A 13439-nucleotide genomic window follows, 5' to 3' on the forward strand; every position below is an offset into this window, starting at 1 on the left:
AGCCCTTAAACGTAATAGCGCGGCATACGATGCGAGAACCCGATGGTCACTTCATGCTGGATGGTCGCCGCCTTCTTCGCCATGGTGTCGATAGAGGTGTCCACCATGGCATTCGGACCTGCGATCTGCACCAGGTCGCCGATCTGCGGATCAAGCGTGCGCTGATTAGCGCGCGAACGAATATCCACTTCGAACATGCACTGATCCATGCAGATGTTGCCCACTTGGTTCACCGCACGGTCTTGATACGCGAACTTGATCTGGCCTGAAAGCAAGCGAATGAGGCCATCGGCATACCCAACGGGTACCGTGCAGATCTTCACACTGCCTGGGCTACGATAGTTCATGCCGTAACTCACGCCTTCGCTCATAGGCACCTGGATAACGTTGGTGATGCGCGCAAAGACGCTCATGGCCGGACGCAATTGCACGATACGATGCGTGTCGTTGGCCGGCTGATATCCGTAGAGCGAGATACCCAGACGAGCCATATCGAAGTGAGTCTTCGGGAAGCGATAGATGGCCGCTGAATTGTCGCAGTGCACGATGCCTGGATTGATGCCCGCCGCTTCGAGAGCACGCATGCTCTCGACGAAGCGGTTGATCTGGATCTGGAAGTCGAGCGTTTCAGGAGCATCAGCTGTGGCGAAATGCGTGAAACATCCCTGAAGGTCGAGCGCTCGATGGAAGCTCACTTGCGAAAGGAATTCGATCACCTGGTCGAAGCGCACACCGATACGGTTCATGCCCGTATTGATGGCCAGATGGTACGGCGCCTTCATATTGTGCGCGTCAGCGATCTCCGCATAGTTGATGGCAAAATCGGGCGTGTAGACCGAAGGGATGATGTGATAGTGAAGGAGCAGCGGAACGCTCTCTACGGGCGGTTCGGCCAGCAACAGAATAGGCTCGCGCAAGCCCGCATCGCGCAGCTGAATGCCTTCGTCGATCGTGGCAACGCCTAGAAACGATGCACCAGCCGAGATCGCTATCTTCGCCACCTCAACGGCGCCATGGCCATAAGCATCAGCCTTCACCACCGCCATCAAACGACAACGCTCACCCAGCAACTTGCGTGTGACCATCACGTTGTGCTGGATAGCTCCGCGGTCGATCTCTACCCACGACCAGCGGCGATCCTTTTCAGGCACCGCTTGCAGTTCAAGGTCAGTAAAAGGCTGCACTTCGCTGCCGCGCTCACGTTCACGCGAATACTGGAAGTTCGTATTGCGGTCTTTATACGATCCAGCTGTAAAACCATTGATCATGTTGTCCACCAGCGAACTCCTCTATTACTGCTTATAGTGCGTTACTTGTCAGTAAGACCAATGGGGCCAACTATGCTGCGTTCGAAAGCTCAGAGGCGCCTGCGGAAAGCGTCTGCTGGAGCGCATCCACATCGCCGAGGATCGCATCGCGAAGTGCTTTCTTGCCTTCTTCAGTAGCGAGCACGTCACCCGATTCCTCTTGAGTAGGAACCGTAACAGTGGTGTTGACCGCCTCTTCGTTCTTCAGCTGATCGATGATCATGCTCGCAAGATGCTCCCGCATCTCGTCTTCCGACGCACCCCTGGATAATGCGCTGAACAAGTACTGGGGCATTTCAGAATTCGCATTCTTGATCGCAGAGACGAGCTGCTTAGAATGGATGGATACCTCGACATCGATCGTACCTGTTTCAGAGTTTTCCTTTGCGCCCTTGATCTCATACGAGAAGTCCTCGATCATCGCAGAAGCCAGCTCTTGTTCATCGACGCCCATATTGGTGATCTCGTTCGATTCAGAGCTATTCAGCAGATCGAGCGTGCCACTCTTGTAGTCTTCCAGCATCGACTTAACAGCATCTTCGGCTTGCTGCTCTTTCGACTGACAGCCCGAAAGCGCCACTGCCGCGCCAAGAACGAGCGCGAGCGCCACCAAGAATGCGATGATGCGATGCGTTGTACGTGCGGTCTCTTTCATGAAAATCCCCTCCAATGTTCAAAGGGGCTCCGACCCAGCGAAGCCCCTTTCAGTACCTTTAGTCGCGCTCTAGCGCTTGATGTTGTAGAACGCCTTCATGCCAGCATATTCGCCAGCATCGCCCAGTTCTTCCTCGATGCGGATGAGCTGATTATACTTGGCCACGCGGTCTGAACGCGCCGGTGCGCCCGTCTTGATCTGGCCAGCGTTGGTGGCAACTGCCAGGTCGGCGATGGTGGTGTCTTCGGTCTCGCCCGAACGATGGGACATGACGCACGCATAGCCAGCCTGCTTGGCCATCTGGATAGCCTCCATGGTTTCCGTGAGCGAACCGATCTGGTTCACCTTCACCAGGATGGCGTTCGCACAACCCAGCTCGATACCCTTGGCCAGGCGCTTGGAGTTGGTAACGAACAGGTCATCGCCCACCAGCTGCACCTTGTCGCCGATGCGCTCGGTAAGCTTCTGCCAACCGTCCCAGTCTTCTTCAGCCATGCCGTCTTCGATAGAGATGATGGGGTATTTCGCAACGAGCGCTTCCCAGTAATCGACCATTTCGTCGCTGGTCAGTTCGCGGCCTTCACCTGCGAGCACATACTTGCAGGTATCGGCGTTATAGAATTCAGTGGAAGCCGGGTCCATGGCGAACATGATGTCGGAGCCAGGCTTGTAGCCAGCCTGTTCGCATGCCTTCACGATGTATTCGAGCGGTTCTTCATTGGTCTTGAAGTTCGGTGCGAAACCGCCTTCATCGCCGATGCCGCCGCCCAGGCCAGCATCATGCAGGACCTTCTTCAGGGTGTGATAGATCTCGGCGCACCAACGCAAAGCCTCTGCAAAGGTGGGAGCGCCAACAGGCATGATCATGAATTCCTGGAAGTCAACGTTGTTGTCGGCATGAGCGCCGCCGTTCAGGATGTTCATCATGGGAGTGGGAAGCAGGTTCGCGTTCACGCCACCCACGTATTTGTAGAGAGGAAGCTCAGCCGATTCAGCCGCAGCCTTTGCCACAGCCAGAGAAACACCCAGGATGGCATTCGCGCCGAAGTTGCCCTTGTTCTCGGTGCCGTCAAGCTCGATCATCTCCGCATCGATCGCGCGCTGATCTTCAGCCTCGAAACCGATGAGCGCATCTGCGATCTCTTCGTTCACGTGGGAAACAGCCTTCAGCGTTCCCTTGCCCAAATAACGTTCCTTGTCACCATCGCGCAGCTCAACTGCTTCGAATGCGCCGGTAGAAGCACCAGACGGAACTGCTGCGCGACCCATCGAGCCGTCGTCGAGCGTCACTTCAACTTCTACTGTCGGATTGCCGCGCGAGTCAAGAACTTCGCGACCGTACACATCGATGATGATGCCCATGGAATTTCCTCCTTGATTTGTTTGCATGAGCCTGAGGTTCAGGCAAGGAATAATGATACCATGCCAGGCGCATCGGGCAGCGCAAATTGTGCCCTATTGCGGCAGCAGATACTATATTTTGTGTTTTGGGGTTCGACCAGGGTCATTCAGGCTCGTGCGTCGAGCTGCGCCGTAGCAGCGTGCATCCATAGCTTCCGCCACCGTATTCGCCTGGCGGAAGAAACCCACGAACAGCGGAATGAGCACCACCATCCAGGTCTTCAAGCGGCGCCAGAGCGAGCCCGTATCGAATTGCGCGCCACGCGAAACTTGTGCCAATTTGATGCGGCTAAGCTGCTCGAACACCAGCGGGATGAAACGCAAGGCCAGGCTGAGCGTGAAGGCCACATCGTCAACAGGGACGCGCAAAGCGCGCAAGGGTTGCAAGATGGATGCAAGAGCATCGGTCAGCTGAGTGGATGTAGTGGTGAACGTTATGACGAAGCTGGCCACGATAACGAGCGAGATGCGCACTACATAGCCGAGTGCATGCATGCTGCGCTCGGCCTCGAACGGAATGGAGTTGCATATCCAGATGAACACCAAGATGGCCGCCGCTGGCAACAATGTGCGCGCATACGTGCGCAGTGGAACGCGAGAGGCCAGCATAACAGCAAACAAGATCGCCGCGCACGCCCCCACCCCGATCCACGAGGGCACGCACAGAGCCACGATCGAGAACAGTATCAGTACGAGCAACTTCACCCGCGCATCGACCGCGTGCACCACGCTCCCTGTAGGTATGTACGCCATGAAGCTGTTCATGTTGCGCTATCCTAGCACACGCTTCACGCGATCGATATTCTTCTGCAAGCCTTCGAAAATGAAGTCCACGCGGCCTTGCATCGACGGATCTTCATCAAGGAGTTCACAGGCCCATTCAGGAAAACCTTCAAGCGCGCCAATATCGAGCCAGGAAGTATCGTAAACCAGACGCAGCTGACTGCTCACATCCTCGTTGAATGGTTTCGAGAGAAAATCAGCTGTGACGAATTGCAGCTCTTGCATGGACAGGTTGCACCACAGGCTCGTTCCTGTATCGAAGATGGGTGCCGGTCGATACTCTAGCGTCTCGACATTGCGTATCAATCCGAAATTGCGCCAATGGCGATCAGTGTTTGCCATGATTGCATCGATCACGATCATCTTGGAAACTGCGGCTTCCGCACCCTCAACACCAAGAGCAGCGCAACATTCGAGATAGTGGCGATGCTCGTTTCGATGAGGTTCGCGTGAAAGCACTTCATTCACATAGACCGCAGGAATGAATTCTTCATCAGGAGAAACGAAGCAAGGGCATGAACTTACCCACGAGTTATTCCAGGTTTCTACTGCATAGGGAACATAATCGGTCGGTTGCAAAATGCGCGAACCCAGGTTGCTCGCGATAGCTTCATTGAAGGGCTCCTGGTCGTATGATGTGCCGCCTTTTAGCAAGAGGAACTCATTGTCGCGCGAAATCCAGCGTTTCGAGAGCATTCCATCCGAGGTGTTGTCAGGCGAATCCAGGCCCACATCAGCAAGCCATTCCTCAGTCTCCGCCTCAGTGAAGGGATTACTGAAGAAGTTAACGTCCTTCCACGCTATCTTACTCTCATAGGGACGGATCCAATACTGATCTGACAGCGAAAGCCCCATACTGCGGAAAGGCAGATCATAGGTTTCAGCGATTCCCAGCTCGGTAAGTTTCTTTTCGATGCCTGTACGCGTGCGCGGAATGGTGCGGTGTCCCCACCAATGAGTGAGCGCCTCTTTGGACGCGGAAGTGCCGCGCGGCGACATGACGGAAAGCGGGGCGCGCGAGGCATCGAAGATCTCATCAGCATCGAAGAATTGGCCTGTTGCGGAGTCGAAACGAAAAGACAGTACTTCGTGATCGCGGTTCATCAGCATGAAGCGCGGACTATCAGAGGCGCCATGCTGCGCAGGTCTGCCAGCCTGAGGTTTCGCGCTCGCACGGCTTTGCACACTGCGGCTATCGACCAGCCACGAATTGCCAATCTTCTCGGCATTGAGCGAGCCATTCTTGATAAGTTGCAATACGCGAGCCCTAGAAATACCTAATTGCTCAGCAGCCTCTGCAGCGGTCATATCAAACATAGCTAGATCCTTAATACTTCTAAATCTATAAGTATTATATCAAACTTATATTTTCAAAAATACTTATAGGTTTATAAGTATTTTATCTATGAACCAACAAAAGCGAAGAACAAAATTGACAAACCGAAAAATCTTGATTTATTCTAAGCATGTTCTTGCACAAGAACTTTTATCAAGAACTGGCGAGAGACTTAGCTCTTTGACCCAGTGCCAACCTACCAATAGGCAAGGTGGTAATGCTGAGATCGATGAAAGGAACAGTTATGACTATCTCTGCAAAACAAAACAACAACCATAAACCCCATATGCTTCTCTCTTTTAGGCGTGTAAAGAACTTCTATACACCCGTAGTTCACGTCAACTCAACTTCAACAAACGTAACTTCTAGTCTTAAATATCAAGTTGAAGAATCTCTCAAGGACTTAGAATCCGAGCTTAGAGAACGAGGTAAGGACTATGTGTTGCATCTTGAGCAAGACGATCGCGAGGTTATGCGTAGATGGGATGTCTATTTGAACGGAGAGCACTTCGCGACATTCGATGAAGATTACGCTTACGACTGCTTTGATATCAGCGGGACTCATTTCAAGGATAGTATTGCAGCTCTAATTGAGCTGTCTGAAATTGAACCCCTAACCGAACTCGAAAGAGAGATCTATGATGCCCAAATCAAAGCTGCAAAGATGATCAAACATTCGAAGTTCTCTGACCGAGTCAACTCCCTAACAAAAGAAGAAGCTAGCTTGCACAAGGATCTGGACAGAGCATTCAGCCGCATAAAAAGAATGTAAAACAAAATGTGTCCGGGGATTCTCCCGGACACATTTTCTAAACCAGTAGTTTTATAGATACCGTCTAAGAGCTCTTCGTTCCAAGTTTTCCTTTTCATATGCTGCATCCTCAAGAATTTTATCTACAAAGACTGGTATATCGCTCAGTGCGGTCTTCTTTAACCAGCGAAGCTTGTCCATGTTTTCTTGCTTGATCATTTGGTTAAAGGAAACATGTATAGCATTTCGAAGGTCTTTAGCGATCTTTTCGATCTCAATAAGCTCATCTTTGTTCAATTGAACAAACCTTATAAAGCTTTTCACATCTAAAAAACTTTTAAACGGTTCTTCTCCTAAATATGCGCGGATAGGTGGCGAATAGTCTCTAATATGGCAGACAAAGCGAAATGTCGAAATTTCGCCTGGCTCCTTCTCTCCAGAATGTATCTGCTGTCCTTCTTCTATCCACTTGTCTAGGAGCTGCTCAATAGCTTCTGGTGTATCGGCCTCCTCCTTAACTTCCGCGATTAACTCGTAATAAGGGCGTTCGGCGCCTTCTTTCATCCTTGGAACTCTAGCTTCCTTAGTCAAAACAAGCTTCATCCTATATCTCCCTTCTTACAGACCCGCCAAGAAATATTATGGTTTCCTAAATATACCCGAGAGGTTTATTTACTTTACGCTAATACAAATCATCAGCCGAGATCCAGCTTTTTTACCTTTCTGGAAATTGAGCTGCGCAAGTTATACGAGGCCTTAAGCGCTTGTTCGTGTCTAGCATCTCTTTTTGCTTGAAAAACATAATCCAATACAGCGCTATCCTTATGGCCGGTCGACGCTAAAAGTAGAATAACATCGCTACAATCTAACAGGTATTTTTGATATTCGTCGCATAGGTCCGATGGCCCGCTCAAGAAGAAGTTGGTAATTCCTCGAATCGCAAACTTGCCTTCCTTGTCTCTAAGGATTGCAAGCTGCGTCATCTGACGATGGTCAGAGAAAAGATCAGGACGAACATGATTGAGCAAGCTTGCAAGCTGTTTTATGTCAATGACTTCTGCTTCTGCAACCGATCGAGGGATGCCTCGAGCCTCACCATCAGAAAGGTCTTTCCATTTAAACACCTCAATCAGCCACCTGATCAAATCAGATGCTTGCTCGTCGTCTAAATTTAGAAGATTCTGAAGGTCGACGGTGTCACCTTCAAGCCATGCTTTACGACAAAAATACACTCCATTATCAACTTGTCTCGCCATTTTAGAGATCTTTTGTGCAAGTTTCTTTTTTAAGTCCTTGCCCAGATTAGTGTTGTTTAGACGGTAATAAGCAACTTCTTTATTCTCGAGTTTCATCATATAAAGAATAAAGGGCATATCCAACGTGTCGACATCTCCCCCAGATGCTACATGCTCAGCATAAGCATCAAAGGTACTTGCCATGAGATCGTAACTAGCACAATAAATATGGGCAGGAATGGGCCTGATATCCTTTATCCAATCCAACCCCATGCCTGATTTCTTCCAGAACCAAATAACGGGATTATCGGAGCAAAGCAAAGAAAAGAAAAGCCTGCGCCGTTCTTCAAGAAGATCCGGGCCTTCTTGCTCTTCAGGATTAATAACATGATCGTCCATGATCAATCACCCTTTGCGTTCGTTTGGTCAATGTCGGAAAGAGTCTAATCCTTACTAAATAAGAATGAGTCCCTTTATTGGGACTCAAGAAGTCAAAAGTCTCTCTATTCTGTATTTGAAATAGTTAAAACGACTCTCGACGTTTTGAGCACAAGAGGAGCAATTATGGCGAACCGACCAAATCAAAAACTCAGATTGCTGCACCTCGCAAAGATCCTCTTTGAACAAACCGACTCTAACCATGGCTTAACAACAAAGCAAGTGATTGAAGAGCTTTACAGTGTTGGATATGAAGCTGAACGAAAGGCAATTTATCGCGATATTCGCGCTTTAAAATCGTTCGGTCTTTCGATTCAGCAGAAGTCTGGTAAGGAATGGTACATTGCTTCGCGGCCATTCGATTTGCGTGAGTTACTGTTTATTTCGGACCTTATTCAGAGCTCGCCTACGCTAACAAAAGAGCTCACTGATACATTGCTTGCAAAGATTCACTGTTTCTGCAGCGCGAATCAAAGAAGGCTCTTTCGAAGGCAAAGCGAGACTGGGTATTCCGTAAAGCAAGATAATGAGCAGGTTTTGACCAACCTTGAACAAGTATGCAATGCACTCCAAAACAAGAGAGCGATCGAGTTCAATCCGAGCTATAGAACAAAGGGGGGCTTAAGTGACACTGACAACAAGAAATGTGTCTATCCCATTAAGGTCGAATTAAGTGAAGGCTTTTACGATGTTACCTATTTCGACCCAGCAGGCGAGTTCTCAACTTATCGCCTTGACCATATGGAACAAATCAATGTTCTTGAAGAGCATGAGAAACGCAGCCCAACAAAAAAAGAGCTGGTGCATCGATGTCAGGCAACGGTAAAAACACCTGTTGTTCTTGAATCCAAAATGGAGGATCTTTCTTTAGTTCATGACCGCTTCGGTTCTCAGACCGAAACTATTGAAAAAGCTGGTGGTTTCATTCGATCCTATGTGCGGGCTCCTCTTGACGCTTCTTTCTTTAGTTGGGTCATTCAGCATTATCCAAAAATCAGGCTAATCTCGCCAGAAAAAGCAGTAGAGGCATTCAATAAGAAGATCGAACAGATACATCGCTCCTGCAAGATGAATCGGATGCTCCTATCCTCTGGGGAGTTCAAGGAGTTGACAAGATATTTAAAACAAGCAGTTGAAGACCTGATCGAAGAAGACCGGGCAGGAGCTAAATTCGAAACCGAAGATGATTTTTGTGAGGTAGCTGCTGACAAAGTTGAGAGCTAGCTTAAAAATCACGAAATAAAAGATGGCATGCCCCACAAACAGCCAACTGAACTTTCTTCAGGCTCTCTTTATTTTGGTTCTATAAACCGCCAGCAATACAGAGCTTATGGGCAAACTATTGGCGATGCCATCTTATTCATAGGCCCGCAAAATTATGCAGCTGCAGGCAGGAAGAAATATTTCACGGATAGCAACTCCCGCTACAACTCGAGCAAAGGAGGAGCTTTTACTTTTGAGCCGCTCCCTCTTTCAAGCTCGTGGGAAGGGAAATATTCGAATAAGACCTACCCGCTAGATCGATATCATCACTACGAGCTTCAACGGAACACTTCAACGAGAAAAGACCGCGAGGCGCTTTATGTTGCATGCGAGCCAAATACAAAGCCACCGAACAAATCTGTGAAAGTTCATCTCGACCCCTGGATGGGCGAAGCTCAAGGCAATGCTCCCCTATTTGCCATATTTAAACACTGGCAACGGCACGCATATAGATTCTCTTAATCAAATTCACCTCAACTGTTATTCAGAGTGCAACTCTAATCTTAAAAGGAGACCCTTTGATGGAAAAATTAATAAACCTAGATGAAGGCCATCTAGAACTGAAAAAGCACATCTCCACTTACGCTGCAGCGCAATGTAACAGGATTCCAAATTGTTTTGCAGGTCTCAAAGGCTTAAAAACAAAAGAGGTAACTACTATCTTCTCTGACGAAGAACCTGTGGGAACCGCTTTCGCTCTGAAGATTGCAGCATTTGCTGGCATCAAAAGGTATCCAGTATTCGTAATTATGCCAGGAGTGGATCCTAAATCATTCGATGACTTGCTACTCGGTTCTTATTATGGAGAGTTTTTATCCCAAATATCACCTAAGCTGTTGGAAACTGATCAAAAGCTATGTCGCGCTCTAGCCAAGCTTTTCTCTTATATTTACGTAACCACAAGCGAAATGAGCCAAATAGACCAGATTGGCAGAGGGATAAGTAGACTCTCTGCCGCCTTTCCTGCAGTACTTGTCTTAGACCACAGAAAACACCCGGATAAGAGCAGCAGTTTATCCGGTAAAGATTTTTTTTCAAAGCTTAAACGGCTAGCTATAAAACTCAATCTCGCAGTCCTTGTTGTTCTTGACTCAAAGGGTTCTGAACCGGATGAAATAAAAGAGGCCCAAAAAGAAAACTACAAAAGCCACTTTATCGAGCATGTTGACAGAGCGTTAATCTTGGCTGCCAAAAATGACGAGAATATTGTTGATGTTATTGATTATGAGCAAGCTAGCAATAACAAGAGCTCTTTCAAACTCCGGGTTAAATCAAGCGGGAACTATATAAAGGTCATTGATTATTTTGAAGCGGATAAGAGCTCTCAAATAAGAAGTCTCGAGATAAGTGATCGCATGAATATAAAAAATTCTCCTGATCGAATTACTTCAATCTTAGACAATGTCATCAGACCTATTTGTAATGAGGAAGAGCTTAACGGCTACGCGAAAATAGAAATAGGCGCTTGGACTCGTAATCGCATTCCTGAAAAACTTCGATTTACTCTTATTGTAGGTTGTGCAGCTTCAGGACTCGACGAACCAAGGTTCAGAACTTGGTAACAATCTCAAGGATGAGAGGTTGAATTATATGCCTCTCCAAAAAATAAGGGTGCCAATCCGTATCAGCACCCAAAAACAAATATGCTTCCCAGGCAAGCACTTACAAAAACACTAAGAATTGATTAATCTAGTGAAATTAGATACAGCATCGGATAATCGATACAAAGTCATTATTGAATCAAAACAATCTCTCAGTTCCGCTTCAACAACCATATCCCACCCGCCAGTATTGTGGAGTACAGGCACATTGATACGCAAAGCTGCGGACTTGCTTGCTTTCTCTGCAAAGATATTTCGCAATCCGAGATAATTAAGCTGTTCGGCGATCTCTTTGACCTCTTTCATTTCGCTCGCCGAATTGGGAATTATGAGGCAAACCTGACCCTCTTGAAGTTTGTGAAGGATATAGACACCCCTCAGCTGTGTTCGATATTGTATCCAATCCCCCAACTTTCCTTCTTGAGTTGCCATGTCGAGAACTGAATAGTTGTCTTCTTGGAACTTTTTATAGTTCCTCAAAAAGCCTTGCTTAATTTCGTCGTGCTTTGCAGGTTTTTTAGCATTACCAATCGCGACGCTAATCTGCTGTCGAAACAAATAGCTCATTGCATCGTTCTTCGTTTCCAAGAATGATTCGCATTCCTCGTACGTAATCGAATACTGATATTTTTTCGCCTCCTCGTTTCCTTCTAGATAGCGCCTTGGGCAAAAAATAAACACACAGAAATCGGAATATTCACCTTGGTCCACAGAATGACTGCCTCTTTCAAAATAGCGGGCACATTGATTCTGCATCGCCCCTGCATCAACTTTATCCTCGATAAGCAAACCTATTCGAATCCCATTTTGTTCGACAATTAGCTCAATATCTGACTCGCCCAAGCTGCCCATAACCTTAGAATGCTCAGCGGCAACCAAACGCACACCTGTGGAATCTCGGCCTGTTTTTTTAAGGAGCATTTCCAGAAAATCTTGGTAATAAGATGCCATCTGGATAAACAAGAAATCCATATCTCGCTCATACACTTTGTCAAAATGATATTCGGTCAATTGCTCTACCACCATTCAGAATTAACTGCACTCTATTGACGCTATAGATTAGGGCTGAAGTTTCCGTAGCCCATGTTGTAATGATTGTTAGAGTATCGACTAACGAATTCACTTGCATCGGACCAAGTGTAATAATCTGTCATCTCCATCACATCAGGCTTCTCAAGCAAAATTGGATAGAGGTCACTAAATTGCACCTGGATACATGAGTTGTGAGCGTTGTTGATTGCTACTCCCTCATCCATCCAGGAGCTAAAATCATTGTTCGCCATTTTCCACCTTTCTCTCAAACCTAATAGTACTATAGCCAATGCTTTCACCACTTAAGTACCATGAATAGGACTAGGCATCATTAAGCAATAACAGAATCCTCGGCCATAGAGCATCAATACACTGAACAAAAGAGGCGCCCACATGGGGCGCCTCGGGAAGTTTCACATTCAACGAAGAGAATCGCTAGTTACTTGATGCCAGCTTCCTTCATCTCTTCTTCCATGAACTTCTCTTCGGTCTCCTCTTTAGCATCAGCTTGTTCTTCTGCTTTCAGAGCGTCAAGATCTTCTTTTACTTCATCCGGCGTCATGGCGATCAGCCACCTTTCTTTAGAATCAGAGCCCGTATTCGCGGTCCATCTCAAGCCTCGAAGGGTTCTGATTCCTCGGGGTGATCAAGCGGAACGACTAACGCGCTGTCTCAACTGACACCCTTATTATTCACCCTTTTGGGCTTACACAACGGCAGGTCAGGCGTTGTTTACCAGTTATTAGGATTCTTGTCACCTTCCCGTTACCGACGCAGGATGACACGAAGCGAAAGCAGCTCTACATTGCGGTATAACCGCCATCCACAGGAAGCTGCACGCCCGTGACATAAGCACTATTCGGGCTTGCAAGGAAGATGGCTGCTGTATCGAGCTCGCCCGCGCTGCCGTAGCGCTCTTCGGGGATCATGGTCTTAGCGTTCTGCTGGAAGAATTCGGAATCCAACGTCTCCTGCGTAAGCGGGGTGCGGAAGTAGCCAGGGCAGATACTGTTGACCGTGATGCCATACTTACCCCATTCAGCAGCCAGTGCGCGCGTCAGATTCACGACGCCGCCCTTGGCAGCATGATACGGAGCAGAACCAGCAACCTTATTACCGACCAGGCCATACATACTGGCAATATTGATGATGCGGCCATACTTTGCAGGAATCATGGCCTGTTTGGCCACTGCACGAGCTACCTTGAAGCTCCCGAACAGATCGATGTCCATCTCGTTCGCGAACTGCTCGTCAGTGATATCTTCAGCTGGAGCGACCGCGCCCGTGCCCGCATTGTTCACCAAGATGTCAATGCGACCGAAGGTCTTCATCACTTCCGCTACCGCTAAGTCAACGTTTTCCGTATCGGTAATATCACAACGAATCGCCAGCGTCTCTACGCCGAATTCATCGGCGATCTCTTTAGCAACCTCTTCGATGAGCTCCTGGCGACGTGCCATGACCACGATCTTGGCGCCCTGATTTGCCAACGCCTTTGCCATCTGCACACCCAATCCGCTGGATGCACCCGTTACGATAGCCACTTGATCATGCAAGTCAAAATAGTTCTTCGTCATTGAGAAAACCTTCCTTTAGCTGTGTTGACCTTGCCAAATTTGAAACATGCGCATCATGTT

General features: G+C 48.1%; 15 protein-coding genes and 1 riboswitch. Of the genes, 4 read left to right on the top strand and 11 right to left on the bottom strand.

Going from position 1 to position 13439, the window contains the following annotated elements; translation table 11 throughout:
* Positions 1–5: 5 nt before the first annotated feature.
* The 5 genes from alr to NFR25_RS02505 all read right to left on the bottom strand — a co-directional run bounded on the left by alr (position 6) and on the right by NFR25_RS02505 (position 5463).
* The gene (gene alr, locus NFR25_RS02485; protein WP_251197804.1) at positions 6–1268 is read right to left on the bottom strand and encodes an alanine racemase; all 1263 of its coding nucleotides are present in this window, start codon (positions 1266–1268) and stop codon (positions 6–8) included.
* Positions 1269–1338: 70 nt separating this feature from the next.
* Positions 1339–1962, bottom strand: a complete 624-nt coding sequence (locus tag NFR25_RS02490; protein ID WP_251197674.1) for a hypothetical protein — start codon at positions 1960–1962, stop codon at positions 1339–1341.
* Positions 1963–2031: 69 nt separating this feature from the next.
* Positions 2032–3324 (bottom strand): phosphopyruvate hydratase, encoded by a 1293-nt coding sequence (gene eno, locus NFR25_RS02495; RefSeq protein WP_251197675.1) that lies wholly within the window; start codon positions 3322–3324, stop codon positions 2032–2034.
* A gap of 111 nt (positions 3325–3435) precedes the next feature.
* The gene (locus NFR25_RS02500; protein ID WP_251197676.1) at positions 3436–4128 is read right to left on the bottom strand and encodes an energy-coupling factor transporter transmembrane component T family protein; all 693 of its coding nucleotides are present in this window, start codon (positions 4126–4128) and stop codon (positions 3436–3438) included.
* A 6-nt stretch (positions 4129–4134) separates the two neighbouring features.
* The gene (locus NFR25_RS02505) at positions 4135–5463 is read right to left on the bottom strand and encodes a DNA-binding protein (RefSeq protein ID WP_251197677.1); all 1329 of its coding nucleotides are present in this window, start codon (positions 5461–5463) and stop codon (positions 4135–4137) included.
* 166 nt (positions 5464–5629) lie between these two features.
* Positions 5630–5718, top strand: a riboswitch (SAM riboswitch).
* Between the two features lie 8 nt (positions 5719–5726).
* Between NFR25_RS02505 and NFR25_RS02510 the strand changes: the two genes are divergently transcribed.
* Positions 5727–6254, top strand: a complete 528-nt coding sequence (locus NFR25_RS02510; RefSeq protein ID WP_251197678.1) for a hypothetical protein — start codon at positions 5727–5729, stop codon at positions 6252–6254.
* Between the two features lie 51 nt (positions 6255–6305).
* On the opposite strand, the gene NFR25_RS02515 is transcribed toward NFR25_RS02510, so the two are convergent.
* A complete protein-coding gene (locus tag NFR25_RS02515) occupies positions 6306–6836 on the bottom strand; it encodes a hypothetical protein (RefSeq protein WP_251197679.1) in 531 nt (176 codons plus the stop codon).
* A gap of 92 nt (positions 6837–6928) precedes the next feature.
* Positions 6929–7867 carry a hypothetical protein gene (locus NFR25_RS02520; RefSeq protein WP_251197680.1) on the bottom strand — a complete coding sequence of 313 codons (939 nt, stop codon included), beginning with the start codon at positions 7865–7867 and terminating at the stop codon, positions 6929–6931.
* A gap of 165 nt (positions 7868–8032) precedes the next feature.
* On the opposite strand from NFR25_RS02520, the gene NFR25_RS02525 reads away from it, so the two are divergent.
* From NFR25_RS02525 to NFR25_RS02535, 3 genes are read left to right on the top strand one after another with little or no spacing between them, the layout of a single operon-like run.
* Positions 8033–9130: a helix-turn-helix transcriptional regulator gene (locus NFR25_RS02525; protein WP_251197681.1), complete on the top strand. Its 1098-nt coding sequence runs from the start codon at positions 8033–8035 to the stop codon at positions 9128–9130.
* Between the two features lie 27 nt (positions 9131–9157).
* Positions 9158–9631, top strand: coding sequence for a hypothetical protein (locus NFR25_RS02530; RefSeq protein ID WP_251197682.1), 474 nt, complete (start codon positions 9158–9160; stop codon positions 9629–9631).
* 59 nt (positions 9632–9690) lie between these two features.
* A complete protein-coding gene (locus NFR25_RS02535) occupies positions 9691–10731 on the top strand; it encodes a hypothetical protein (protein ID WP_251197683.1) in 1041 nt (346 codons plus the stop codon).
* A gap of 111 nt (positions 10732–10842) precedes the next feature.
* On the opposite strand, the gene NFR25_RS02540 is transcribed toward NFR25_RS02535, so the two are convergent.
* The 4 genes from NFR25_RS02540 to NFR25_RS02550 all read right to left on the bottom strand — a co-directional run bounded on the left by NFR25_RS02540 (position 10843) and on the right by NFR25_RS02550 (position 13379).
* Positions 10843–11796, bottom strand: coding sequence for a hypothetical protein (locus NFR25_RS02540; RefSeq protein ID WP_251197684.1), 954 nt, complete (start codon positions 11794–11796; stop codon positions 10843–10845).
* 26 nt (positions 11797–11822) lie between these two features.
* Positions 11823–12053, bottom strand: a complete 231-nt coding sequence (locus NFR25_RS02545; RefSeq protein ID WP_251197685.1) for a hypothetical protein — start codon at positions 12051–12053, stop codon at positions 11823–11825.
* Positions 12054–12241: 188 nt separating this feature from the next.
* Positions 12242–12364: a hypothetical protein gene (locus NFR25_RS07400; RefSeq protein WP_275556930.1), complete on the bottom strand. Its 123-nt coding sequence runs from the start codon at positions 12362–12364 to the stop codon at positions 12242–12244.
* A 238-nt stretch (positions 12365–12602) separates the two neighbouring features.
* Complete coding sequence (locus tag NFR25_RS02550; protein ID WP_251197686.1) at positions 12603–13379, bottom strand: SDR family NAD(P)-dependent oxidoreductase; 777 nt, start codon at positions 13377–13379, stop codon at positions 12603–12605.
* Positions 13380–13439 lie beyond the last annotated feature (60 nt).

The sequence above is a fragment of the Anaerotardibacter muris genome (genome assembly GCF_943192915.1).
In the GTDB taxonomy this organism is placed as follows: Bacteria; Actinomycetota; Coriobacteriia; order Coriobacteriales; family Eggerthellaceae; genus Anaerotardibacter; species Anaerotardibacter muris.

Bases quoted from the DNA above. Each gene is read 5' to 3' on its own strand.
- alr (WP_251197804.1), bottom strand. From the start codon at position 1,268: ATGATCAATGGTTTTACAGCTGGATCGTATAAAGACCGCAATACGAAC.
- NFR25_RS02490 (WP_251197674.1), bottom strand. From the start codon at position 1,962: ATGAAAGAGACCGCACGTACAACGCATCGCATCATCGCATTCTTGGTG.
- eno (WP_251197675.1), bottom strand. From the start codon at position 3,324: ATGGGCATCATCATCGATGTGTACGGTCGCGAAGTTCTTGACTCGCGC.
- NFR25_RS02500 (WP_251197676.1), bottom strand. From the start codon at position 4,128: ATGAACAGCTTCATGGCGTACATACCTACAGGGAGCGTGGTGCACGCG.
- NFR25_RS02505 (WP_251197677.1), bottom strand. From the start codon at position 5,463: ATGTTTGATATGACCGCTGCAGAGGCTGCTGAGCAATTAGGTATTTCT.
- NFR25_RS02510 (WP_251197678.1), top strand. From the start codon at position 5,727: ATGACTATCTCTGCAAAACAAAACAACAACCATAAACCCCATATGCTT.
- NFR25_RS02515 (WP_251197679.1), bottom strand. From the start codon at position 6,836: ATGAAGCTTGTTTTGACTAAGGAAGCTAGAGTTCCAAGGATGAAAGAA.
- NFR25_RS02520 (WP_251197680.1), bottom strand. From the start codon at position 7,867: ATGGACGATCATGTTATTAATCCTGAAGAGCAAGAAGGCCCGGATCTT.
- NFR25_RS02525 (WP_251197681.1), top strand. From the start codon at position 8,033: ATGGCGAACCGACCAAATCAAAAACTCAGATTGCTGCACCTCGCAAAG.
- NFR25_RS02530 (WP_251197682.1), top strand. From the start codon at position 9,158: ATGCCCCACAAACAGCCAACTGAACTTTCTTCAGGCTCTCTTTATTTT.
- NFR25_RS02535 (WP_251197683.1), top strand. From the start codon at position 9,691: ATGGAAAAATTAATAAACCTAGATGAAGGCCATCTAGAACTGAAAAAG.
- NFR25_RS02540 (WP_251197684.1), bottom strand. From the start codon at position 11,796: ATGGTGGTAGAGCAATTGACCGAATATCATTTTGACAAAGTGTATGAG.
- NFR25_RS02545 (WP_251197685.1), bottom strand. From the start codon at position 12,053: ATGGCGAACAATGATTTTAGCTCCTGGATGGATGAGGGAGTAGCAATC.
- NFR25_RS07400 (WP_275556930.1), bottom strand. From the start codon at position 12,364: ATGACGCCGGATGAAGTAAAAGAAGATCTTGACGCTCTGAAAGCAGAA.
- NFR25_RS02550 (WP_251197686.1), bottom strand. From the start codon at position 13,379: ATGACGAAGAACTATTTTGACTTGCATGATCAAGTGGCTATCGTAACG.